Here is a 21763-nt window from a genome sequence, read left to right as displayed (position 1 = left end):
CGTCAGAGAATCTCGCGCACCTTGTCGGCGGGTCGGGCGAGGACGGTGCCGAGGTTCGTCCTGACGAAGGGGCGCTCGATGAGGATCGGATGCTCGATCATCGCGTCGAGCACCGCGTCCTCGGACGCATCGGCGAGGCCGAGCTCGCCGTAGATCTTCTCCTTGCGACGGACCGCTTCGCTGGGACGCAGTCCGGCCTCGTCGAGAAGTGCGACGAGCTCGTCGCGAGTGGGAGGAGTGTCGAGGTACTTCACGACCGTCGGCTCGATTCCGGCCTCACGGAGAATCGCGAGCGTGTTCCTCGACGTGCCGCATCGGGGGTTGTGCAGGATGGTCGCTGTCGTCGCCGTGGCCATGCCGTCATTGTGCGTCTCCGTGTGGCACGCCCGCGAAGCGGGTAGGACTGGAGGCATGACCGAAAACCTGAACGCGAACGACACCGACACAGACACCGTGCCCGGCCGCGAGACGGCCGGTCGCCGGATCGTGATCGCCGGCGGGCACGGGAAGATCGCCCGCGAACTGATCCGCACCCTGACCGCTGGCGGAGACCGCGCCGTCGCGCTCATCCGCAATCCCGACCACGAGACCGAAGTGACGGCGCTCGGCGCGTATCCCGTGCTCGTGGACCTCGAGAAGGCCTCGGTCGACGAGGTCGCGACGTTGCTCGAGGGTGCCGACGCCGCCGTGTTCGCGGCCGGGGCCGGGCCGGGCAGCGGCATCGAGCGCAAGGACACGGTCGATCGCGGTGCCTCGGTGCTGCTCGCCGCCGCGTCGGAGAAGGCCGGGGTGCGACGCTTCGTCCAGATCAGCTCGTTCGGCGCGGGGGAGCCCATCCCCGATGGCACGGACGACGTCTTCGCGGCATACCTCGTCGCCAAGACCGAGGCGGAAGAGGATCTGCGGGCCCGCACCTACCTCGACTGGACGATCGTCCGTCCCGGCAAGCTCACGGACGACGACCCGACCGGATTCGTCGACCTCACGCCGCCGCCGCACGAGTACGGCGAGGTCTCGCGAGCCGACGTCGCTCACGTCATCGCAGCGGTGCTGGCCGCGGAGAACACCTTCGGCGCGACACTCATGCTGACCTCGGGCCACACCGAGCTCACCCGCGCCGTCGAAGCGATCTGACGGCAACCACCCATCTTCGAGGCGCACGGCCCCGAATACCGTTGTGGACGCGTTCCCCGATGTAGCGGGGGTACGCGGTTCCGGTCGCCGCTCCGGTGCGGCAACCGATCGGTCCCAGACGACGGAGGTGCAGGCGAGTGCGTATCGCGATCGACCCGAATTCGACGGTTCCGCCGTTCGATCAGCTGAGATTGCAGATCATCGCGCACGTACGCAGCGGCGACCTGATCGCCGGGACGAAGATTCCGACCGTCCGTGCGCTCGCTGCGGAGATCGGGCTCGCACCCAACACCGTCGCCAAGGCGTATCGGGAACTGAGCGAATCGGGCGTCATCGAGACGAAGGGCAAGCGCGGAACCTTCATCGCGTCGGCGGGTGACACGACCGCGACGCGCGCCCAGCAGCGGGCCACCGAGTACGTCGGCGGGCTGCGGGCGCTCGGTATCCCCGACGACGCGATCCTCGGTTACGTGCGCGCCGCGCTCACGGGTGCCCGCGTGGACTGATCGCGACAATTCGCCGTTCGCCTGCGCGCGGACACCGACGCGAGAAGTCTTGTTCTCGTGACGACACACGATGGCGGACGCGTCGAGGTCGGGGCGGCGGACGGCGACGCGCCCCGCCGCCGGGTGCGGACGGACTGGCTGGTCTTCGGTGTTGCGGCGGCGGCGGTGCTCGCGATCGTCGTCTGGGGTCTCGCAGCACCCGAGAACTTGAATTCGACGACGGCGACGATCCTCGGCTACGTCGTGACGAACTGGGGCTGGCTGTTCGTCCTCTCGGCGACCGGCTTCGTGATCTTCGCGATCTGGCTCGCCCTCAGCCGGTACGGGAAGATTCCGCTCGGCAAGGACGGTGAGGCGCCCGAGTTCCGGACGGTCTCGTGGATCGCGATGATGTTCAGCGCCGGCATGGGCATCGGACTGATGTTCTTCGGCGTCACCGAGCCACTGTCGCACTTCGTGTCGCCGCCGCCGGGGACGGACGGCGGTATCGGCACCGCGATGGCGACGACGATGTTCCACTGGACGCTGCATCCGTGGGCGATGTACGCGGTCGTCGGAATGGCGATCGCGTACGGCACGTACCGCCGGGGCCGCAGGCAGTTGTTCAGTTCGGCGTTCGTTCCGCTGCTCGGGCGTCGCGCGGAAGGCCCGATCGGCAAGGTCATCGACATCCTCGCGATCTTCGCGACGCTGTTCGGGACGGCCGCGTCGCTCGGACTCGGTGCGCTGCAGATCGGTTCGGGTTTCCACATCGTCGGCTGGATGGACGAGATGAGCACGATGCTGCTCGTCACGATCGTCGCGCTGCTCACCGTCGCGTTCGTCGCGTCCGCGGTGTCCGGTGTCGCGCGGGGGATCCAGTGGCTCTCGAACATCAACATGGTGCTCGCGTTCGTTCTCGCGGTGTTCGTGTTCGTCGTCGGCCCGACGGTGCTCATCCTCAACCTGCTGCCCAACTCCATCGGCAACTACGTCGCCGATCTTCCCGACATGGCGGCGCGCACCGGCGCTGCGGCCGATCCCGCTGTGGGCGAATGGCTCTCGTCGTGGACGATCTTCTACTGGGCCTGGTGGGTCTCGTGGACCCCGTTCGTGGGCTTGTTCCTCGCGCGGATCAGCCGCGGCCGCACGATCCGCGAGTTCGTCATCGGCGTGATCATGGTCCCGAGCCTCGTGAGTCTCGTGTGGTTCGCCGTCTTCGGCGGCGCGGGCATCGACGAACAGGAACGCGGAATCGATCTCGCCGGGCAGCAGACCGAGGAGGGTCAGCTGTTCGGGATGCTGCAGAATCTCCCGCTCACGGGCATCACCACGGTCCTCGTGATGGTGCTCGTCGGCATCTTCTTCGTGTCGGGCGCCGACGCCGCGTCGATCGTGATGGGCACGCTCTCGCAGCGCGGGTCGCTCGAACCGCACCGGTGGGTCGTTGTGTTCTGGGGCGTGCTCACCGGCGGGGTCGCGGCGCTGATCCTCTGGACGGGCGGCGACACGGCACTGAGCGGCCTGCAGACGATGACGATCATCGCGGCGTCGCCGTTCGTCGTCGTCATGATCGCGCTGTGCATCTCGCTCTATCGCGACCTGCGGACCGACCCACTGATCCTCGCGATCCGCGACCGGCCGGAACCGTCGGTGCTCTCGCGGGGGCGCCGCAAGGGCGTCAGTGCCAGCTCGGCAACCACAACTGACGCTGCCACATCTCCGGAGTGATCGGCAGGCCCGTCAGGATCGGCCACAGCCACACGAAGTTCGCGACGACGACACCGACGTACAGGCACACCGCGAGCAGCCCGATGCGCCGGCGATCCACGCTCGCCGACCCGCGGCCCAGCGCCTCACCGAGCGCGAGCGCGACTCCCATGACGAGGAACGGCGCGAGTGCCGTCGCGTAGAAGAAGTACATCTGCCGATCGAGCGTGGCGAACCACGGCAGGAACACCGCGCCGTACCCCACGAGGACAGCGGCCCAGCGCCAGTCGCGGCGCACGAGCGTGCGCCACAGCGCCCACAGGAACAGCGGGAACGCGAGCCACCACAGTGCGGGCGTACCCACGAGCATGACGGCCTTGACGCACTCGGATTCGCCGCAGCCGCTCACCGTCTCGCCGTCGGCGAAGTAGTAGAGCATCGGTCGCAGCCCCATCGGCCACGTCCACGGTTTCGACTCCCACGGGTGGAGGTTGCCCGCCGAGTTCGTCAGCGTGGAGTGGAACTCGAGGACGTTGCCGCTGTAGTACCAGAGCGAGCGCAGCGCGTCCGGCACGAACGACCACGTGCCGTCGTGGCCGATGTCGGTACCGACGGCGTGCCGGTCGACGCCGTTCTCGCTCGCGAACCATGGCGTGTACGACAGCAGATAGACGATCAAGGGGATGCCGACGAGCGCGTAGAGCGCCGGAGCGACGTCGCGGACGAGGGCGCCGAGCCACGGGCGCCGGACACCGTGGGAGCGGCGGGCGGCGACGTCGAACGCGACGCTGAGGAGTCCGAGGAACATGACGACGTAGATGCCGGACCACTTGGTGGCGCACGCGAGTCCGAGCAGGACACCGGCACCGAATCGCCACCAGCGGACGCCGAGGCGCGGCCCGAACGTGCTGTCGCCGATGCGCCCGGCGGCGTACACCGCGTACATCCGGGTGCGGACGTCGTCGCGGTCGACGACGAGACACCCGAAGGCGGCGACGACGAACAGCGTCAGGAAGATGTCGAGCATCGCGACGCGCGACGACACGAAGGTGACGCCGTCGGCGATCAGCAGGATCCCGGCGAGCGCTCCCACGAGCGTCGAGCCGGTCATGCGGCGGACGATGCGGATCACGAGCAGGACCAGGACGGTTCCCGCGACGGCGGACGCCGCGCGCCAGCCCCACCCGTTGTAGCCGAAGATCGCTTCGCCGAAGGCGATCATCCATTTGCCGACGGGGGGATGCACGACGAGCCCGTAGCCGGGGTTGTCCTCGATCCAGCCGCCGCTCGTGAGTACCTGCCAGCCCTGCGGCGCGTAGTGCTTCTCGTCGAAGACGGGGGTGCCGGCGTCCGTCGGGTAGCCGAGCAGCACGAACCGGGTCACGGCGGCGATCGCCGTGACGACGAGCGTCACGACCCAGCCGCGGACGCGATCGGTCGGTCCGGGATCGGGCGGGGCGACGACGGGCGCGGGGGACACGAATTCCGAGTCCGCGGCCGGGGTGGGGGGTCGGCCGGCTGTCCGCGTCGTCACATCGCAATCGTAGGCTGTGAAGCATGACGGGTCGTCTGGTGCTCGGCGCGACGCCGATGGGTGATGTCGGTGATGCGTCGCCTCGGTTGCGGGCGGCGCTGGCGAGCGCGGACGTCGTGGCCGCCGAGGACACGCGTCGCACCAAGTCGCTGGCGGCGGCACTCGACGTCACGATCACCGGCCGTGTCGTCAGCTTCTACGACCAGGTGGAGACGGCGCGCCTCCCCGGGCTGGTCGCGGAGATCGAGGCGGGCAACACCGTCCTGCTCGTCACCGACGCCGGCATGCCGTCGGTGAGCGACCCCGGTTATCGGCTCGTCGCGGCATGCGTCGACGCAGATCTGGCCGTGACGTGCCTGCCGGGACCGTCTGCCGTCACCACGGCGCTCGCGCTCTCGGCACTGCCCGTCGAGCGGTTCTGTTTCGACGGCTTCGCGCCCCGCAAGCGCGGTGCTCGTGAGTCGTGGCTGTCGACTCTCGTCACCGAGGGCCGCACCTGCGTGTTCTTCGAGTCGCCGCACCGGATCGCGGACACCCTCGCCGACGCCGTCCGCGTGCTCGGCGGCGAGCGGCGTGGTGCGGTGTGCCGCGAGCTCACCAAGACGTACGAGGAGGTGCGCCGCGGCACGCTCGCCGAACTCGCCGAGTGGGCGGCGGAGGGCGTCCGCGGCGAGATCACCGTCGTGCTCGACGGCGCTCGTCCCGTCGCCGCGCGCCCCGAGGATCTCGTGGACGAGGTGGAGCGGCGCGTCGCCGACGGCGAACGACTCAAGGACGCGTGCGGCGCGGTGGCGACCGAAGGTGTGTCCAAACGGGAGCTGTACGACGCCGTTCTCGCCGCTCGGAACTCCTGACCGCGCTCACGCGATATCCGCGGAGTCGGCGGCCGTGCGCCCGGCGGCCCAGCCGCTCATCGCACCGCGTGACCGACGCGACGACGTCCGCGTCCGCGGAAAGAGCCGGGCGAACTCGGTGTCCACAGCGTGTTCGGTGGCGGCGACCGCGGGCAGGACGTCCGCGACGGCCAGTGATGCCGCGGCCGCGACGTCGAGTGTGGCGCGCGTGTCGGCGTGACGGAGCCGCTGCCCGATCCGGTCGGCGTAGCCCAGGAGGAAGCCGCGCCGGAAACTCGTCGTCGGCTCTCCCTCGGGGTCGGTGCGCGCCATCGCCCGCACCGCCTGCACGAGCAGCGACGAGAACAGCACCGCGATCTGATCGAGGTCGACCTGCGTGCCGACGACCGTCGCCGTGCGCGCCTGCTCGTACCAGAGCGTTCTGGCGCGGTTCGCCGCCGCGACGGCGCACAGGAGCTGCACTTTCTCGAGCGCGTACGGCGTGTCGACGTGGATGCGGCGTGCGCCGACCGCGGTGGGCGCATCGGTGTGGGAGCGCAGCAGCGCGGCGTCGATCGCATATCGGGACATGAGGTGCTGTGCCTTCGCGGTGAACGCCTCGGCTTCGTCGGGGAACTCGGTGTTCTCGGCCTTGGCCAACAGTGCACGGATGCGATCGAACAGCCGGTGCCCGTCCGGCGGCGGCGAGGCGGTGTGGGACGGCGCCGCGCCCGCTGCCGGCCATCGCGACGGTGGGTCGACGAGGATCGGCCAGTCCTGCACGAATCGCAGCATCGAGCGTGCGAGGTCGACGGTGCCGCGGGGGAGCGCGGCGAGGACGTCGACCACGGACGCGTTCGCCAGCGCGTCGGCGGCGCGCGGGTGATCGTGCGTCAGCGCCTCGACCTGTCGTCGCCATTCGACGGGCGCGCGGTGCGCCGCATCGTTGACGTGCGCATGATCGAGGACGATCACCGCCGCGAGATGGGCGAGCCGTGCGTCGCGATCCGCGCCCGCCAGGACGTGGACGAGGTCGGCCGGTTGCCACCCGTGTTCGAGGCGATCGTGCGCGAGCGCGACGAGCGAGGTGATCGCCGGATCGGGGGAGATACCGCTTGCTCGAAAGTCTGTTCTATCCGCCATGGGTGCAGTGTGCACCCACCCACCGACACGTTCGGATCGTCAGCTGTGAGAACCCGGCCCACGGCGGAAGGCGTCGTCACCCCGAGTTGCGAAGTGCCGGTACACGCGCCGGACGATGCTGGTCGCGGCGTAGGCGGTTGCGTAGAGGCCGCCGACGAAAATGAGGCTGCCGAGGACTGCGAGTGCGACGGGGTGGCTGCCGGTATCGGTTCCGGTGAGCGTGCTGACCGCCCCCAGCCCGCCGATCGCGCCGCCGTACACACCGAGCACGAGGATCACGAGCAGTCCCAGCGGGGAGTCTCGTGACGACGGCCGGAATGCGCGCATCCCGGCAGGCTAGCAGGCCGGAGACCCCGCGAGTCGTGTGTTGCGGAACGGCGGGCGACGCTTCTGTCCACAGCTCTATGGTTATCCCCAGCTGCGGAAATGGGTCTTGTGGCGAACGGGTGTTCGATCTAGATTTGTCGCATGGGGTCGGGGGATTCACACACAGCAGACGGGGAGTCGTGGCAGCTCGGTGCCGGCGAGCTGCGTGCCGAGGTGCTGGGTGTCTATGCGGAGATCGCCCGTCTGCAGGCGCGGGGTATCGAGCTCATGGGGGACGTAGTCGACCGCGGCATCTTCGGCGAAGACGGGTTTCGGGATGCGGGGTCGTGGTTGGCGGCGCGGACGATGCTCGAAGTCCGGGAGGCGCGGCGGGTGGTGGAACTCGCGGTGAGCCTGCGCTCGCAGCCGGAGGTTGCTGCTGCTGTTGCCGAGCAACGGGTCTCGCCGACACACGCGCAGATGATCTGCGATTTCTTCGAGATGCAGCCCTCGCTGCTCGCAGCGCTGGCGCAGGCCGACCCCGACGAGTACGAGACGGTCGCGGCGTTCTGCCGCGATGCGTTGTTGGCGGCGGCAGTTCCCGGTCCGGGAACGACGACCGCATCGGTGCGCCGGGTGAAGGAACGGCTCGAAATCCGCCTGGACGCCGAATCGGACGGTCCGCCGACGCGCGAACGCGAGGACATCAACCGCCTGTCCGTATCGCACACACTCCACGGCCGGGTGGTGGTGCACGGCAATCTCGATGCACTGTCGGGTGAAGTGCTGCTGACGGCGTTGTCGAAGCTGTCGGCGCCGCAGCCGGCCGAGGACGGAACACCCGATAGGCGCTCACCACGGAGGCGGCGGGCGGACGCGTTGGTCGAGGTGTGTCGCCGATTCCTCGATTCCGGTGCCGCCGGCACGGAGGCGGGCGAGAAGCCGCACGTGACGGTGCTGATCCATCAGCGCGATCTCGAGCGCCGTGCACGCACTGCCGCCGAGCGAAGGAGCGTGTCGATCACGGCGCTGCTCGATGGCATCGGTCTGCCGTGGACGCCGTGGGGCGCCACGCTCACACCGGAGACGGCGCGTGCGGTGGCGTGCGATGCGCAGGTCACGCCGATCGTCGTCGACGACAACGGCGTCCCGCTGAGCATGGGCCGCACCACACGGCTGGTGACTCCGGCGCAGCGCCGGGCACTCACCGTCCGCGACAGGGGGTGTGCGTTTCCGAACTGCCCGGTCCCGTCTTCGTGGTGCGAGGCGCATCACGTCACGCATTGGGCGGACGGCGGGCCGACGGATCTCGACAACATGGTGCTGCTCTGCGGCGCCCACCACCGCCACATTCACCACAGCGAGTGGACGATCACGTCGACACCGAGAGGCAGACCGACGTTCGAACCGCCGGGGACGCGATCGGGAGCCCGCCATCGGGTCGCGTGACCCGCGCGTGCGCTCGGGCTCCACGGCCGAGCGCTGCCCGAGGCACGCGGCGTCGACGGATTCCGCTGAGCGGGTGGAGGTTCGGCTGTCAGGAGCGTGACGAGGCACGAACTCGGTAGGCACCGAGGAGCAGAACGACACCGACGACGCCGAGCGTCACCTGCACGTCGGGGGCCTCGACGTGCAGGACGAGGGCCTGCCACACCGCCCAGAAGATCGCGAACAGACCGACGATCGCCGTCGCCTGATACGCGATCGGGCCGCCGAACATGACGGCGACGGCCGCCACGAGCGGGGCGATGCCGAGCGCGACGAGCACGAACAGCCCGGAATAGCGGTAATCCCATGTGTGCCAGTCGGGGAGCATGTCGGGGGACAGCCCGACATGCTCCCCGACGAATCCGACACCAGCGCAGTGCCGTTGTAGAGCCCGGCGGCACCGAGCCCCAGCAGCACGACGACGAGGACGACCTTGGTCACGCGTTCATGATGCGGCATCACTGCGGCGAACGCGATCGACCGGGCGTCCGCGCGTGTCGATCACTCCTCGACGTAGCGGGGGAACACACCTGCAGGCTTGGGCAGTGCGGTTCCGGGGCGAATCCGGGTGCCGAGGTCCGCGAAGGTCCGTGCGTCCGTGGACTGTCCGAGCTGGTCGAGCAGTTTCGCGGTGGCGTCCGGCATGACGGGCTGAGTCAGGATCGCGACGATGCGCACCACTTCGATCGTCACGTAGAGGACGGTCGCCATACGGTCCGGATCGGTCTTGCGCAGCACCCACGGCTCCTGCGCCGAGAAGTACCGGTTCGTCTCACCGAGCAGCGACCAGATCTCCTCGAGCGCGAGATGCAGTGCCTGCGCGTCCATGTGGGTGCGCACGGCGTCGACGAGCGCGTCCGCCCGCACGAGCAGCGCCTCGTCGTCCGCCGACATCGGTCCCGGCACGGGGACGGTGGCCTCGCAGTTCTTGTTCACCATCGACAGCGAACGCTGCGCGAGATTGCCGAGTTCGTTGGCGAGATCGGCGTTGATGCGGGTCACGATCGACTCGTGCGAGTAGCTGCCGTCCTGACCGTACGAGATCTCGCGGAGCAGGAAGAACCGCACGGCGTCGAGGCCGTACTGGTCGACCATCGCGACGGGGTCGACGACGTTGCCGACCGACTTCGACATCTTCTCGCCCTTGTTGTGCAGGAATCCGTGCACGAAGACGCGGCGGGGGAGTTCGACGCCGGCGGACATGAGGAACGCGGGCCAGTACACGGTGTGGAACCGCGTGATGTCCTTGCCGATGATGTGCAGGTTCGCGGGCCAGAACGTCTGGAACCGTTCGGATTCGACGTCGGGGAAGCCCGCGCCCGTGAGGTAGTTGGTGAGGGCGTCGACCCACACGTACATGACGTGCTCGGGATCGCCGGGGACGGGGACGCCCCAATCGAAGGTGGTCCGTGAGATCGAGAGGTCCTTGAGGCCGCCCTTGACGAAGCTGACGATCTCGTTGCGGCGCGTCGCGGGCGCGATGAACTCGGGCTGGTTCTCGTACAGCTCGAGAAGCCGATCCTCGTACGCCGAGAGCCGGAAGAAGTACGTCGACTCCTCGGTCCACTCGACGGGGGTGTTCGTCTCGGTCGCGACTCGCGAGCCGTCCTCGGCGAGCGTCGTCTCGGCCTCGGTGTAGAACGCCTCGTCGCGTACCGAGTACCACCCGGCGTAGGTGTCCAGGTAGATGTCGCCCGACTCCTGCATGCGCTCCCACAGCACACGGCTCGCCTCGAGGTGATCGGCGTCGGTGGTGCGGATGAAGCGGTCGTACGAGATCTTCAGGGTGTCGTCGAGCGCCTGGAAGACGTCCGAGTTGCGGCGAGCGAGGTCGACGACCGGGACACCCTCCTTGGTCGCCGTCTGCTGCATCTTCAGACCGTGCTCGTCCGTCCCCGTGAGGAACATCACGTCGAACCCGTCGAGTCGCTTGAAGCGTGCGATCGCGTCGGTCGAGATGTACTCGTAGGCGTGCCCGATGTGCGGGACGCCGTTGGGGTACGCGATCGCCGTCGTGACGTAGAACGGGGTGCGGGGGGTGGGCGCTGCGTCAGTCATGGTGCGTCCACTGTATCGGGCCTGGCAGCAGCGTCCGGCCCGCGGCCGCGCGGGCCCCTGGCCGACGCGCGACAATGAGCCTATGAGTCGTGATCGCCCCGCGCCCGATCTGCCCGCCCCGCTCGCCCCGCTCGTCGACGCCCACACGCATCTCGACGCGTGCGGTGGCACCGATCCCGCGTCGGTGCGGGCGATCGTCGACCGCGCCGCGTCCGTGGGCGTCGGCCGCATCGTCACGGTCGCGGATGACCTCGACGCGGCGCGTGCCGCCGTCGCGGCGTCGAGCTGGGACGACCGCGTGTACGCGGCGGTCGCGATCCATCCGACCCGCGCGAACGCCCTGGACGACGCGGTGCGCGGCGAGATCGAGCGGCTCGCGGCGGACGAGCGCGTCGTCGCGATCGGCGAGACCGGGCTCGACTGGTACTGGCCGGGCAAGCTCGACGGTTGCGCCGAACGCGACGAGCAGATCGAGGGTTTCCGGTGGCACATCGATCTCGCGAAGCGGCTCGGCAAGCCGCTCATGATCCACAACCGCGAGGCCGACGAGGACGTCCTGCGTGTGCTCGACGAGGAGGGTGCGCCGAATACGGTGATCTTCCACTGCTTCTCGTCGGGGCCCGAGATCGCGCGTCGCTGCGTCGACGCCGGCTACGTTCTCAGTTTCGCGGGCAACGTCAGCTTCAAGAACGCGAAGGCGCTGCACGAGGCCGCGCCGCTGGTTCCGGACGGCGGCTATCTGCTCGAGACCGATGCGCCCTACATGACTCCGCACCCGTATCGCGGCGCCCCCAACGAGCCGTACTGCCTGCCCTACACCGCTCGCGCGCTCGCGGTCCTGCGTGGCGCCGAGCCCGAGGAGGTCGCCGCGCACTCGACGGCAACCGCCGAGCGGGTGTACGGGCTAGAATCGGACATTCGATGAGCACTATCTCACCATGACCACTCTCACCATGAGAGGGCTCGACGTGCCCCCAACGAAGGGGCCGACCAGCATGAAGGGGATCAGTTCGTGAACACCGGAATCGTGTCCAGCATCGGCATTCTCGTCGCGAGAATCGGCCTCGGCATCATCTTCCTGGCCCACGGACTGCAGAAGTTCCGGGTGTGGGGCATCGACGGGACGGCGGCGTCGTTCGACGGAATGGGTGTTCCTGCACCGACTGCCAGCGCGTGGTTCGCCGCGATCGTCGAGACCGTGGGCGGTGCCGCGCTGATCCTCGGCGCACTCGTCCCGCTGTTCGGTGTGCTGCTGTTCGCAGTGATGGCCGGCGCTTTCTTCGTCGCGCACATCGACAACGGGATCTACGTCGGTGACGGCGGCTACGAACTCGTCCTCGCGCTCGGCGTGGGCGCGTTGATGCTCGCCGCTGTCGGCGCGGGCAAGTTCAGCGTGGATTCGGTTCTGCTGGGACGGCGTTCACGCGTGGCCCGGTAGGGCCGCACCGCATCGGCGACGGTCTCGGCGAGTTCGACGGCGTCGAGACGTCGCTCGATGCGGGCGATCTCGTCCTCCTTCGCGTGCGTCTCGGCACGCCGAGGCGCGAGGAGGCTGCAGCAGTCGTCGCCCGGTAGCTGCGAGATGTCGAACGTCCCGATCTCGCGCGCCTGCTCGATGATCTCCGTCTTGTCCATCGCGAGAAGGGGTCTGAGCACAGGGAGCGAGACGGCGGCGTCCTGCGAGGCGATGTTGGTGAGGGTCTGACTCGCCACCTGGCCGAGCGCGTCGCCCGTCACGAGCGCGTCGTAGTGATGTCGCCGGGCGAGGACCTCGCCGACCCGCAGCATCAGCCGCCGCTGCACGATCATGGCGTTGCGTTCGTCCGAACTCACCCGGATCTGTTGCTGCGCTTTGCCGAACGAGCTGACGTACAGCTGCGGACGGCGTTCGAACCGCTCGAGCGCACTGCACAGTGCGTAGGCCTTGAAGACGGACTCGGGCCCGGTGAGCGGAACACCGGAGAAGTGCAGGAAGTCGACGCGCATGCCGCGGCGCATCATCCGGTACGCGGCGACGGGGGAGTCGATCCCGCCCGAGAGCAGTACCAGGGCGCGGCCGCTCATGCCGACCGGAAGCCCGCCCCTGCCGCGCGACGAATCGCCGTCCGAGACGCCGTCGCAGTAGACGAAGACCGCGCCGGCATCGACCTCGATGTGCAGGGTCGTGTCGGGTTCGCGCAGGCGGACGGTCCGGCCGAGGGTCGTGCCGATCGTCGATCCGACGTGACGGTTGAGTTGTTCGGACGTGAGCGGGAAGCTCCGGTCGCGGCGCCGCGCGCGTACGGCGAAGGTGCCGGTCCGGCGCGCGAGCATCGCGACGGCGGCGGCGTCGAGCGCTTCCATCGACGGCGCGATGCGCCGGGCCCGGTGCAGTCGAGAGATGCCGAGAACGTCGGCGCAGCGGTCCGCGAGGGCGGCAACCGTCTCCTCGGAGCGGTCGTTCGCGCGGACGACGACGACACCGTGGCGCAGTCGCACCCGCGCGGGGGCGACGTCGCGCAGCATCGCGATCAGATTGTCGACGAGGGTGCGGGTCAGCCGCTCGCGGTTGGCGCCTTTGAGGAACACTTCACCGAGCTTGAGCAACACGACCGGCTCTCCCGGAAGTGTGGGGGCGGAGCCTGCGGCGGAGGCATCGAGTGAGTCGTTCACCTGGCCCAGTTTCTCACAGCACCTTCGAGAGGAAGTCCTGCGTCCGTTGCTGCTGCGGGTGATCGAAGATCTGCTCGGGAGTGCCCTCCTCGACGATGTAGCCGTCCGCCATGAACACGACGCGGTCGGAGACCTCGCGCGCGAAGCCCATCTCGTGGGTCACGACGACCATCGTCATGCCCGCCTTCGCGAGGTCGCGCAGCACCTGCAGCACATCGCCGACGACCTCGGGGTCGAGCGCGCTGGTGGCCTCGTCGAACAGCATGATGTCGGGTTTCATCGCGAGTGCGCGGGCGATCGCGACGCGCTGCTTCTGCCCGCCGGACAGGTTGTCGGGTTTCGCGTCGGCCTTGTCGGCGAGCCCGACCTGGGTGAGCTGCTCGATCGCGCGCCGCCGTGCCTCGGCCTTGTCGGCCGTCCCCGTCTCGACGGGCGCGAGCATGACGTTCTCGATCGCCGTCATGTGCGGGAAGAGGTTGAAGTGCTGGAAGACCATCCCGATGTGGCGTCGTACGTGGTCGATGTCGATCTTCGGGTCGCTCACGTCGAAGCCGTCGACGATCACGGTGCCGCCGGTGATGTCCTCGAGCCGGTTGAGGCAGCGCAGCAGGGTGCTCTTGCCCGAGCCGGACGGGCCGATGACGCACACCACCTCACCGGTGCGGATCTCGAGGTCGATGCTCTCGAGGACGACGTTGTCGCCGAACGCCTTCCTGAGGCCGCGGACGACGACCTTCGGGGGAGCCTCTCCCGCGTCCGTCGTCGCGGCGCCGTTCTGCTCGCTCATCGGTTGATCCTCTTCTCGAGCCGGTTCGACACCCAGGTCAACGCCATGATGATGATGAAGTACATCACCGCGATGATCAGCCACATGTTGAACGACTGGAAGTTGCGGGCGATGATGATGCGCCCGGTCTGAGTCAGTTCGGCGAGGCCGATCACGGACAGGATCGAGGTGTCCTTCAGCGTGATGACGAACTGGTTGATGTACGACGGGATCATGGTGCGCACGGCCTGGGGCATGACGACCTTGCGCATCGACTTGAGGTAACCGATGCCCAGCGAGCGCGCCGCCTCCATCTGTCCCTTGTCGACGGACAGGATGCCGCCGCGCACGATCTCCGTCATGTAGGCGCCGGCGTTGAGCGAGAGCGTGATGATGCCGGCGGTGAACGCCGACATCTGGAAGTTCAGCGCCGCGGGCACACCGAAGTAGATGAAGAACGCCTGCACGAGCAGCGGCGTGCCACGGAAGATCGCGACGTACACCGAGCCGATGCCGCGCAGTATCGCGCTGCGCGAGACGCGGAAGAGGCCGAAGACCGCGCCGATGACGAGCGCGATCACGATGCCGATCACGGACAGGACGATCGTGAGCCACAGGCCCTGCAGCAACTGCGGGTACGTGTCCTTGATGAGGCCGGGGATGGAGTTGTCGGTGCTCGACGCGCCCTCGCCGAGGTAGCGGTCGACGATCTCGTCGTACTGCCCGCTCGCGCGGAGGTTGGCGAGGCCGGCGTTGAACATCTCCAGGAGTTCGGGATTGCGGCCGCGGTTGACGGCGAACCCGTAGTCCGCGCCCGCCTCCTTCTCGGTGACGGTCTTGAAGCCGTTGCCCTGGGCGATGCCGTACGCGAGGACGGGGTAGTCGTCGAAGATCGCGACGGAATTGCCGGTGCGCACCTCGTCGTACATGCTTGCCGAGTCCGCGAAATAGACTGTGGTGAAGCCGTATTCGCTCTTGATGGATTCGGCGAAGGACGCGCCTTCGGTGCCGTTCTTGACGGCGACGCGCTGGTCCCGGAGGTCCTCGTACGACTCGATGGTCTCGTTGGAGTCGAGGACGGCCATCTGCACGCCCGACTGGAAGTACGGGTCGGAGAAGTCGAAGACCTGCCGGCGCGCGTCGGTGATGGACATACCCGCGATCACGGCGTCGGCCTGATTCGCTTGGACGGCTTGCAGCGCGGCGTCGAATCCGACGGGCTGGATGTCGACCGAGAATCCCTGGTCTCGCGCGATCTCGTTCAGCAGATCGATGTCGATGCCGACGAAGTTGCCGCTCGAATCCTGGAACTCGAACGGCGCGAAGGTGATGTCGGTGGCGACCGTGTAGGTCCGTCCCGGCTGGGCGCTCGCGGCGCCGGGCGCGACGAGGGCGGCGAGGATCGCCACGACGGCGAGCAGGACGGTGGATCTGCTGGTGAGTCTCGCGTGCGTCGTCCGCACCCCGACACCTCCTGTCGTCGACCCACGCGGGCCGCATCGGCCCCGATTCGGAATCTACGTCTCGGGGCCTCGGTCTCGGGCCAACTCCGAGGAATCACATTCCCTTGCGGTGTATGGATCTCGCGACGTATCCGTGACCCGCTCGGCCAGCAGAAACGCCGAAAGTTGCCATAAAATCGCTGATTCGTTACCGTGCTGTGATCGAGTTTGTCATCTGCCCAGGGATTTCGCCGTGTCACCGTTCGCCAAGATCAACTCCGCCAGATCACCGCTTCTGCTCACCGTCGTCGCGGCACTGCTCGCGACCCTCATCGTGGGAGCGATGGTCACGGTGGCACGGCACAAGACCGTGACGATCGACGTCGACGGCGAGATCCGCTCGCTGGGCACGATGGCCTCCGACGTGCGCGGCGCCCTCGACGACGCCGGCTACCCGATCGGTGAGCGCGACGCCGTCGCCCCCGGCCCCGACGCCGGGCTGTCGGACGGCGACGAGATCGTCCTCCGCCGCGCACGCGAACTCCTGCTCATGGTCGACGGCCAGGTGCAGACGATCTGGACCACGGCACTCACCGTCGACGAAGCGCTGCGCGGCGTCGACATGGCCGCCGACGCCCACGTCTCGGCCGACCGCTCGCAGCGTCTGCCGCTCGACGGCGCGTCGCTCGCGGTCCACAACCCGCGGACGATCTCGATCGCCGACAACGGCGGGCCGCTCACCGAGATCCGTGCCGCCGGCCCGTCGATCGGCGACTTTCTCACCGCTGCCGGCACTCCGCTCGGCGAGCAGGACACCGTCGCCCCCGGCGCGGAGACGCCGCTCACCGACGGCCTCGAGGTCCACGTGACCCGTCGCAGCACCGACGTCCGCACCGAGACGCTGCCGATCGCGCCGCCGGAGAACCGCGTCGACGATCCGGCCATGGACGAGGGCACGCGCGTCGTCGAGCACCCCGGCACCCCGGGCGAGCGCTCCGCCGAGTTCGAGATCGTGACGGTGAACGGCGACGAGGCCGAGCGCCGCGAGCTGAACTCCGAGACGCTGCGCGAGCCGCAGCCCGCGACCGTGCGCGTCGGCACCAAGCCCAAGCCGACCGCGCCGGCCGTGAGCAACGGCAGCACGTGGGATGCGCTCGCGCAGTGCGAAGCCACCGGCAACTGGTCCGCGAACACCGGCAACGGCTTCTCCGGTGGCCTCCAGTTCACGCAGCAGACGTGGGCGGGCTTCGGCGGCACGCAGTACGCCCCGAGCGCGCACATGGCGACCCGCGAACAGCAGATCGCGATCGCCGAGAACGTGCGCGCCGGTCAGGGCTGGGGCGCGTGGCCGTCCTGCTCGAGCAAGCTCGGACTGCGCTGACGTCAGGGCCGGACGCCGGAGCCTAGGCTGGAGCCATGCGATCGACCGACGGCGCTCCGTTCGCCCGAATCCTGCCGTGGCTGCTCGTCGTCGCGGGCCTGATCGGATCGCTCGCGTCGTTCGTGCTGACGATCGAGAAGTTCGAGCTGTCGGTCGACGCGGACTACGTCCCGTCGTGCAGCTTCGATTCGGTTCTCGACTGCGGATCGGTCATGGCGACGTCGCAGGCAGCGGTCTTCGGATTCCCCAATTCGCTGCTCGGGATCGTCGGCTTCGCCCTCGTGACGACGACCGGCGTGGCGCTGCTCGCAGGCGCGAGCCTGTCGCGCTGGTACTGGGCGGGCCTGCAGGTCGGCGTCACCGCCGCGACGATCTTCGTGCACTGGCTCATCGCGCAGAGCCTCTACGTCGTCGGCGCGCTGTGCCCGTACTGCATGGTGGTGTGGGCCGCGACGATCCCGGTGTTCTGGTACGTCACGCTGCGTAATCTCCATCACGGTGTGTTCACGCCGCCGGTGGCCGCGAACGTGGTCGCGGCGCGCATGAATCACGTGCTTCCGGTGCTCGTGTGGTTCGTGGGTATCGGCATCCTCGTCTACCTGCGCTTCTACGCGTAGCGGCCACCCACTAGATTCGGTCGCGTGCCAGACGAGCCCGCATCCCTGTCCCGCGGCGAGGCCGCACTGCTCGGTCCCGCCGAGGTGCGTGTGCTCGCCGAGGAGTTCGGCGTGCGCCCCACCAAGACGCTGGGGCAGAACTTCGTGCACGACGCCAACACGGTGCGGCGCATCGTCGCCGCCGCGGGGGTGACCGGCGCGGACACGGTGCTCGAGGTCGGCCCCGGCCTCGGCTCGCTCACGCTCGCGTTGCTCGACGTCGTCGACGAGGTGATCGCCGTCGAGATCGATCCCGTCCTCGCCGAGCATCTCCCGAACACGGTCGGCCGCCGCGCGCCTACGCTCGCGCAGCGCCTCACGGTCGTGCGCGCCGATGCGATGCGCGTCACGGCAGCCGAGATCCCGGGCGAGCCCGCCGCCCTCGTCGCCAACCTCCCGTACAACGTCGCCGTCCCGGTGCTGCTGCACCTGTTCGCCGAACTGCCGAGCCTGCGCACGGCGCTGGTCATGGTGCAGGCGGAGGTCGCCGATCGGCTCGCCGCATCCCCGGGCAGCAAGGTGTACGGGGTGCCGAGCGTCAAGGCCGGGTTCTTCGGGACGGTCCGCCGTGCGGGTGCGGTGGGCCGGGCGGTGTTCTGGCCGGTGCCGCAGGTCGAGTCCGGGCTCGTCCGTGTCGATCGTTACGCGGAGTCCCCCTGGCCGACGGATCCGGCGTTCCGCGCTCGCGTGTTCGCGGTCGTCGACGCCGCGTTCGCGCAACGCCGCAAGACGCTGCGTGCCGCGCTGGCCGGTTGGGCGGGTTCGGCGCCGGAGGCCGAACGTCGTTTGCGCGCAGCCGGTATCGACCCGTCGAGCCGCGGCGAGACGCTCGACACCGCGGCGTTCGTGCGGCTCGCGGCGGAGGGCGAATAGCATTCGCTCTCGAGGTGTGCCAGTATGGATGCAGTCGTGAAGTTTTGTGTTTGTGCTCCGCCACGCTCGCAATTCGATAGTGCGAGCGTTCTGTGCTTCTCCCCTCAGGGTCGACAGCAGCGGTCGTCTGTACGACTCGAGGTGCCGACCGGTGCCTCGCAACGACTGTCTCGAGGAGAGATATGGCAACCGGAATCGTCAAGTGGTTCAACTCCGAAAAGGGCTTCGGCTTCATCGCCCCCGAGGACGGCGGCGCTGACGTGTTCGTTCACTACTCGGAGATCCAGACGAGCGGCTTCCGCACGCTCGAGGAGAACCAGCGTGTGAGCTTCGAGATCGGCCAGGGCCAGAAGGGCCCGCAGGCCACCGGCGTGAGCGTTCTCTGACCTCCGCACTACTCGGCTTCGGCCCCCGTCGACCTGTGTCGACGGGGGCCGAACCCGTCTCACGGCCCGCTCGCTCGGCGTGTGCTCGGCGTCGCCGCGCCAACGCTTAGACTGGTACACCGTGCTTTCCGTCGTCCGTCCTGCCGTGGTGGTGCAGGCCCCGTCCAAGGTGAACCTGCACCTCGGTGTCGGTGACGTGCGCCCCGACGGGTATCACGAACTGACGACGGTCTTCCAGGCCCTCTCGCTCCGCGACACCGTCACGCTGACGGCGGCCGACGAGCTGTCCGTCTCGGTGTGTGGGGAGGACGCCGCGTCGGTGCCCACCGACTCGCGGAATCTCGTGTGGCGCGCCGCGCAGGCCGTGGCCGACCTCACGGGCCGCGATCCCGCCGTGAGCATCGCGATAGACAAGGGCATCCCCGTCGCCGGAGGCATGGCGGGTGGGAGTTCCGACGCCGCCGCGACCCTCGTCGGTCTCGACCGGCTGTGGGAGCTGGGCCTGACGCGCGACGAACTGCACCGGCTCGCTGCCGACCTCGGCAGCGACGTCCCGTTCTGCCTGTACGGCGGCACCGCGCTCGGAACGGGCAGGGGCGAGGAACTCGTGTCCGTCCTGTCGCGCAACAGCTTCCACTGGGTGCTCGCGCTCGCGAAGACGGGACTGAGTACACCGGACGTGTTCCGCGAACTCGATCACCTCCGCGACGGCGGCGATCCGCCGCGGCTGGGCGATCCCGAAGAACTGCTGCGTGCACTCGCCGCCGGCGATCCGCATGCTCTCGCGCCGTTGCTGGGCAACGACCTTCAGGCCGCGGCGCTCTCGCTAGAACCCGCACTGCGTCGCACATTGCGCGCCGGTGTCACCGCGGGTGCACTCGCGGGGATCGTGTCGGGCTCCGGCCCGACGTGTGCCTTCCTGTGCGCCGATCGCGACACCGCCGTGTCGGTCGGCGCAGAACTCGCGGGTGCGGGAGTCTCCCGCACCGTCCGCGTCGCGGAGGGCCCGGTTCCGGGCGCGCGCGTCGCCGACTCCGACACCTCGAACGATTCTGGAGACACGTAACAGATGGCCAATCTCGTCAACCTCGAACAGGTCTCGAAGTCGTTCGGGGTGTCGCCGCTGCTCGACTCGGTGTCGCTCGGTGTCGACGAGGGTGAGCGGATCGGTGTCGTCGGCCTCAACGGCGGCGGCAAGACGACGATGCTCGAGGTGCTCACCGGCATCGAGGAGCCCGACTCCGGCCGCGTGAGCCGCGTCGGCGGCCTGCGGATGGCCGTCGTGACGCAGCGCGGCGTCCTGCCCGAGGGCTCCACGGTCGCCGACGTCGTCCTCGGCCCGCTCGATGTCGCAGAGCACGAGTGGGCGGGCGACGCCCGGATCCGCTCGGTGCTCACGGGAATCGGGATCGACGAACTCGGTCTCGACGCGCGCGTCGACGCGCTGTCGGGTGGCGAACGTCGCCGGGTCGCACTCGCGGCCGCACTCGTGCGCGAACTCGACCTCCTCGTGCTGGACGAGCCCACGAACCACCTCGACGTCGAGGGAGTGCAGTGGCTCGCGGAGCATCTCGTGAACCGCAGGACCGCGCTCGTCGTCGTCACCCACGATCGGTGGTTCCTCGACACCGTCGCGACGCGCACGTGGGAGGTCGTCGGGGGCCGCGTCGAGAGCTACGAGGGTGGCTACAACGACTGGATCTTCGCGCGCGCCGAGCGTGCGCGGCAGGCCGATGCCGCGGAGGAGCGCCGACGCAATCTCGCGCGCAAGGAACTCGCGTGGCTGCGCCGCGGTCCGCAGGCACGGACGTCCAAACCGCGCTACCGCGTCGAGGCGGCCGAAGCGCTCATCGCCGACGTTCCCGCACCGCGCGACACGACGCAGCTCGCGGCCTTCGCGAAGCGCAGGCTCGGCCGGGTCGTCGTCGAGCTCGAGGACGTCCGGCTCGAGACCCCGGACGGCCGGGTCCTCGTCGACGACCTCACGTGGCGGCTCGCGCCCGGCGAGCGGGTCGGGCTCGTCGGAGTCAACGGATCCGGCAAGACGACGCTGCTGCGCGCGATCGCAGGCGACGCGCCGCTGTCCGCGGGCCGCCGCATCGAGGGCCAGACGGTGCAGATCGGCTGGTTGCGACAGGAACTCGACGATCTTCCGGTCGACATGCGTGTGCTCGACGCCGTGAAGGAAGTCGCCGAGCGGATCATGCTGGGGGACAAGGAGATCTCGGCGGGTCAGCTCGCCGAGCGACTCGGCTTCTCGCCGGCCCGGCAGCGGACCCCCGTCGGTGATCTCTCCGGCGGTGAGCGGCGCCGGCTCCAGCTCACCCGGGTGCTCATGGCGGAACCCAACGTCCTGCTGCTGGACGAGCCGACGAACGACCTCGACATCGACACGCTCCAGCAACTCGAGGACCTGCTCGACGGCTGGGCCGGGACGCTCGTCGTCATCAGCCACGACCGGTATCTCGTCGAGCGCATCGCCGATTCGACGTGGGCGTTGTTCGGCGACGGCCGGCTCACCAATCTTCCGGGCGGGATCGAGGAGTACCTGCGACGCCGTGCCGCGAGCGGACCGTCGCGGACGCCCTCGGTCGCCGCGACCGTCGGTTCCGGTTCGCCGCGCTCGCAGCCGGAGCCGGGTCGCCCGGCGCTCGGCGGTGCCGAGGAGCGCGCTGCCCGCAAGGAACTCGCGCGGCTCGAGCGCGCCGTCGCCAAGCTCGACGAGAAGGAGAGCGCGCTGCACGTCGCGCTCGCCGAGGCGGCGACCGAGCCGGATCGGCTGCAGGAGCTCGACGCGCAGCTGCGTGGCGTGGTCGCGGAGAAGAACGACGCCGAGGAGCGCTGGATGGAGCTCGCGGCGGAACTCGACTGAATCGTTACCGAATTCGATATTCGGGGCGGCCCGTAGAAGTTCGC

General features: G+C 69.1%; 22 protein-coding genes. 13 read left to right on the top strand and 9 right to left on the bottom strand.

The genetic code is table 11. The features are described from left to right. Positions 1–2: 2 nt before the first annotated feature. On the bottom strand, positions 3–356 hold the full coding sequence (arsC, locus tag RR1_RS14880; protein WP_010837075.1) for an arsenate reductase (glutaredoxin): 354 nt from the start codon (positions 354–356) through the stop codon (positions 3–5). A gap of 55 nt (positions 357–411) precedes the next feature. Between arsC and RR1_RS14875 the strand changes: the two genes are divergently transcribed. The 3 genes from RR1_RS14875 to RR1_RS14865 all read left to right on the top strand — a co-directional run bounded on the left by RR1_RS14875 (position 412) and on the right by RR1_RS14865 (position 3350). After that, entirely contained in the window at positions 412–1134 is a 723-nt protein-coding gene (locus tag RR1_RS14875) for an NAD(P)H-binding protein (protein ID WP_010837074.1), read from the top strand. Positions 1135–1271: 137 nt separating this feature from the next. Then, a complete protein-coding gene (locus RR1_RS14870; RefSeq protein WP_010837073.1) occupies positions 1272–1640 on the top strand; it encodes a GntR family transcriptional regulator in 369 nt (122 codons plus the stop codon). Positions 1641–1697: 57 nt separating this feature from the next. Then, positions 1698–3350, top strand: a complete 1653-nt coding sequence (locus RR1_RS14865; RefSeq protein ID WP_010837072.1) for a BCCT family transporter — start codon at positions 1698–1700, stop codon at positions 3348–3350. Here RR1_RS14865 and RR1_RS14860 read toward each other — a convergent pair. Next, a complete protein-coding gene (locus tag RR1_RS14860) occupies positions 3301–4863 on the bottom strand; it encodes a dolichyl-phosphate-mannose--protein mannosyltransferase (RefSeq protein ID WP_169847048.1) in 1563 nt (520 codons plus the stop codon). The two genes, RR1_RS14865 and RR1_RS14860, sit on opposite strands and share 50 nt — an antisense overlap. Before the next feature lie 23 nt (positions 4864–4886). On the opposite strand from RR1_RS14860, the gene rsmI reads away from it, so the two are divergent. Beyond that, complete coding sequence (gene rsmI / locus RR1_RS14855; RefSeq protein WP_010837070.1) at positions 4887–5717, top strand: 16S rRNA (cytidine(1402)-2'-O)-methyltransferase; 831 nt, start codon at positions 4887–4889, stop codon at positions 5715–5717. 6 nt (positions 5718–5723) lie between these two features. Here the strand turns inward: rsmI and RR1_RS14850 are convergent, their stop codons facing one another. Continuing rightward, on the bottom strand, positions 5724–6839 hold the full coding sequence (locus RR1_RS14850) for a DUF2786 domain-containing protein (protein ID WP_010837069.1): 1116 nt from the start codon (positions 6837–6839) through the stop codon (positions 5724–5726). Between the two features lie 39 nt (positions 6840–6878). Beyond that, positions 6879–7166 carry a hypothetical protein gene (locus RR1_RS14845; protein ID WP_010837068.1) on the bottom strand — a complete coding sequence of 96 codons (288 nt, stop codon included), beginning with the start codon at positions 7164–7166 and terminating at the stop codon, positions 6879–6881. 141 nt (positions 7167–7307) lie between these two features. Between RR1_RS14845 and RR1_RS14840 the strand changes: the two genes are divergently transcribed. Further along, positions 7308–8594: an HNH endonuclease signature motif containing protein gene (locus RR1_RS14840; protein WP_010837067.1), complete on the top strand. Its 1287-nt coding sequence runs from the start codon at positions 7308–7310 to the stop codon at positions 8592–8594. 88 nt (positions 8595–8682) lie between these two features. On the opposite strand, the gene RR1_RS14835 is transcribed toward RR1_RS14840, so the two are convergent. Together RR1_RS14835 and metG are read right to left on the bottom strand one after the other, a co-directional pair. After that, the gene (locus RR1_RS14835; protein ID WP_010837066.1) at positions 8683–8961 is read right to left on the bottom strand and encodes a hypothetical protein; all 279 of its coding nucleotides are present in this window, start codon (positions 8959–8961) and stop codon (positions 8683–8685) included. 173 nt (positions 8962–9134) lie between these two features. After that, the gene (metG, locus tag RR1_RS14830; RefSeq protein ID WP_010837065.1) at positions 9135–10691 is read right to left on the bottom strand and encodes a methionine--tRNA ligase; all 1557 of its coding nucleotides are present in this window, start codon (positions 10689–10691) and stop codon (positions 9135–9137) included. Positions 10692–10773: 82 nt separating this feature from the next. On the opposite strand from metG, the gene RR1_RS14825 reads away from it, so the two are divergent. Both RR1_RS14825 and RR1_RS14820 read left to right on the top strand, forming a co-directional pair. Next, positions 10774–11616, top strand: a complete 843-nt coding sequence (locus tag RR1_RS14825) for a TatD family hydrolase (RefSeq protein WP_010837064.1) — start codon at positions 10774–10776, stop codon at positions 11614–11616. A gap of 87 nt (positions 11617–11703) precedes the next feature. Next, complete coding sequence (locus RR1_RS14820; protein WP_071990700.1) at positions 11704–12129, top strand: DoxX family protein; 426 nt, start codon at positions 11704–11706, stop codon at positions 12127–12129. Here RR1_RS14820 and thiI read toward each other — a convergent pair. The 3 genes from thiI to RR1_RS14805 are packed head-to-tail and all read right to left on the bottom strand — an operon-like array spanning position 12015 to position 15530. Beyond that, the gene (gene thiI / locus RR1_RS14815) at positions 12015–13343 is read right to left on the bottom strand and encodes a tRNA uracil 4-sulfurtransferase ThiI (protein ID WP_010837063.1); all 1329 of its coding nucleotides are present in this window, start codon (positions 13341–13343) and stop codon (positions 12015–12017) included. The two genes, RR1_RS14820 and thiI, sit on opposite strands and share 115 nt — an antisense overlap. 13 nt (positions 13344–13356) lie before the next feature. Continuing rightward, positions 13357–14130 carry an amino acid ABC transporter ATP-binding protein gene (locus tag RR1_RS14810; protein ID WP_010837062.1) on the bottom strand — a complete coding sequence of 258 codons (774 nt, stop codon included), beginning with the start codon at positions 14128–14130 and terminating at the stop codon, positions 13357–13359. Further along, complete coding sequence (locus RR1_RS14805; RefSeq protein WP_040772356.1) at positions 14127–15530, bottom strand: amino acid ABC transporter substrate-binding protein/permease; 1404 nt, start codon at positions 15528–15530, stop codon at positions 14127–14129. The genes RR1_RS14810 and RR1_RS14805 overlap by 4 nt, the downstream gene beginning before the upstream one ends. 274 nt (positions 15531–15804) lie before the next feature. Here RR1_RS14805 and RR1_RS14800 point away from each other — a divergent pair, with 274 nt between their 5' ends. From RR1_RS14800 to RR1_RS14775, 6 genes are all read left to right on the top strand, one after another. After that, positions 15805–16932 carry a resuscitation-promoting factor gene (locus RR1_RS14800; protein ID WP_010837059.1) on the top strand — a complete coding sequence of 376 codons (1128 nt, stop codon included), beginning with the start codon at positions 15805–15807 and terminating at the stop codon, positions 16930–16932. A gap of 35 nt (positions 16933–16967) precedes the next feature. Continuing rightward, positions 16968–17549: a vitamin K epoxide reductase family protein gene (locus RR1_RS14795; RefSeq protein WP_010837058.1), complete on the top strand. Its 582-nt coding sequence runs from the start codon at positions 16968–16970 to the stop codon at positions 17547–17549. Positions 17550–17573: 24 nt separating this feature from the next. Then, complete coding sequence (gene rsmA, locus RR1_RS14790; RefSeq protein WP_010837057.1) at positions 17574–18461, top strand: 16S rRNA (adenine(1518)-N(6)/adenine(1519)-N(6))-dimethyltransferase RsmA; 888 nt, start codon at positions 17574–17576, stop codon at positions 18459–18461. Positions 18462–18643: 182 nt separating this feature from the next. Beyond that, complete coding sequence (locus RR1_RS14785; RefSeq protein ID WP_010837056.1) at positions 18644–18847, top strand: cold-shock protein; 204 nt, start codon at positions 18644–18646, stop codon at positions 18845–18847. Positions 18848–18968: 121 nt separating this feature from the next. Beyond that, entirely contained in the window at positions 18969–19913 is a 945-nt protein-coding gene (locus RR1_RS14780) for a 4-(cytidine 5'-diphospho)-2-C-methyl-D-erythritol kinase (protein ID WP_072713647.1), read from the top strand. A 3-nt stretch (positions 19914–19916) separates the two neighbouring features. Further along, complete coding sequence (locus RR1_RS14775) at positions 19917–21719, top strand: ABC-F family ATP-binding cassette domain-containing protein (RefSeq protein ID WP_010839742.1); 1803 nt, start codon at positions 19917–19919, stop codon at positions 21717–21719. Positions 21720–21763 lie beyond the last annotated feature (44 nt).

This window comes from Rhodococcus rhodnii NBRC 100604 (genome assembly GCF_001894925.1).
In the GTDB taxonomy this organism is placed as follows: domain Bacteria; phylum Actinomycetota; class Actinomycetes; order Mycobacteriales; family Mycobacteriaceae; genus Rhodococcus_F; species Rhodococcus_F rhodnii.
The sequence above is the reverse complement of the archived record's forward strand: the minus strand, read 5'-3'. Positions and strand labels throughout refer to the sequence as shown.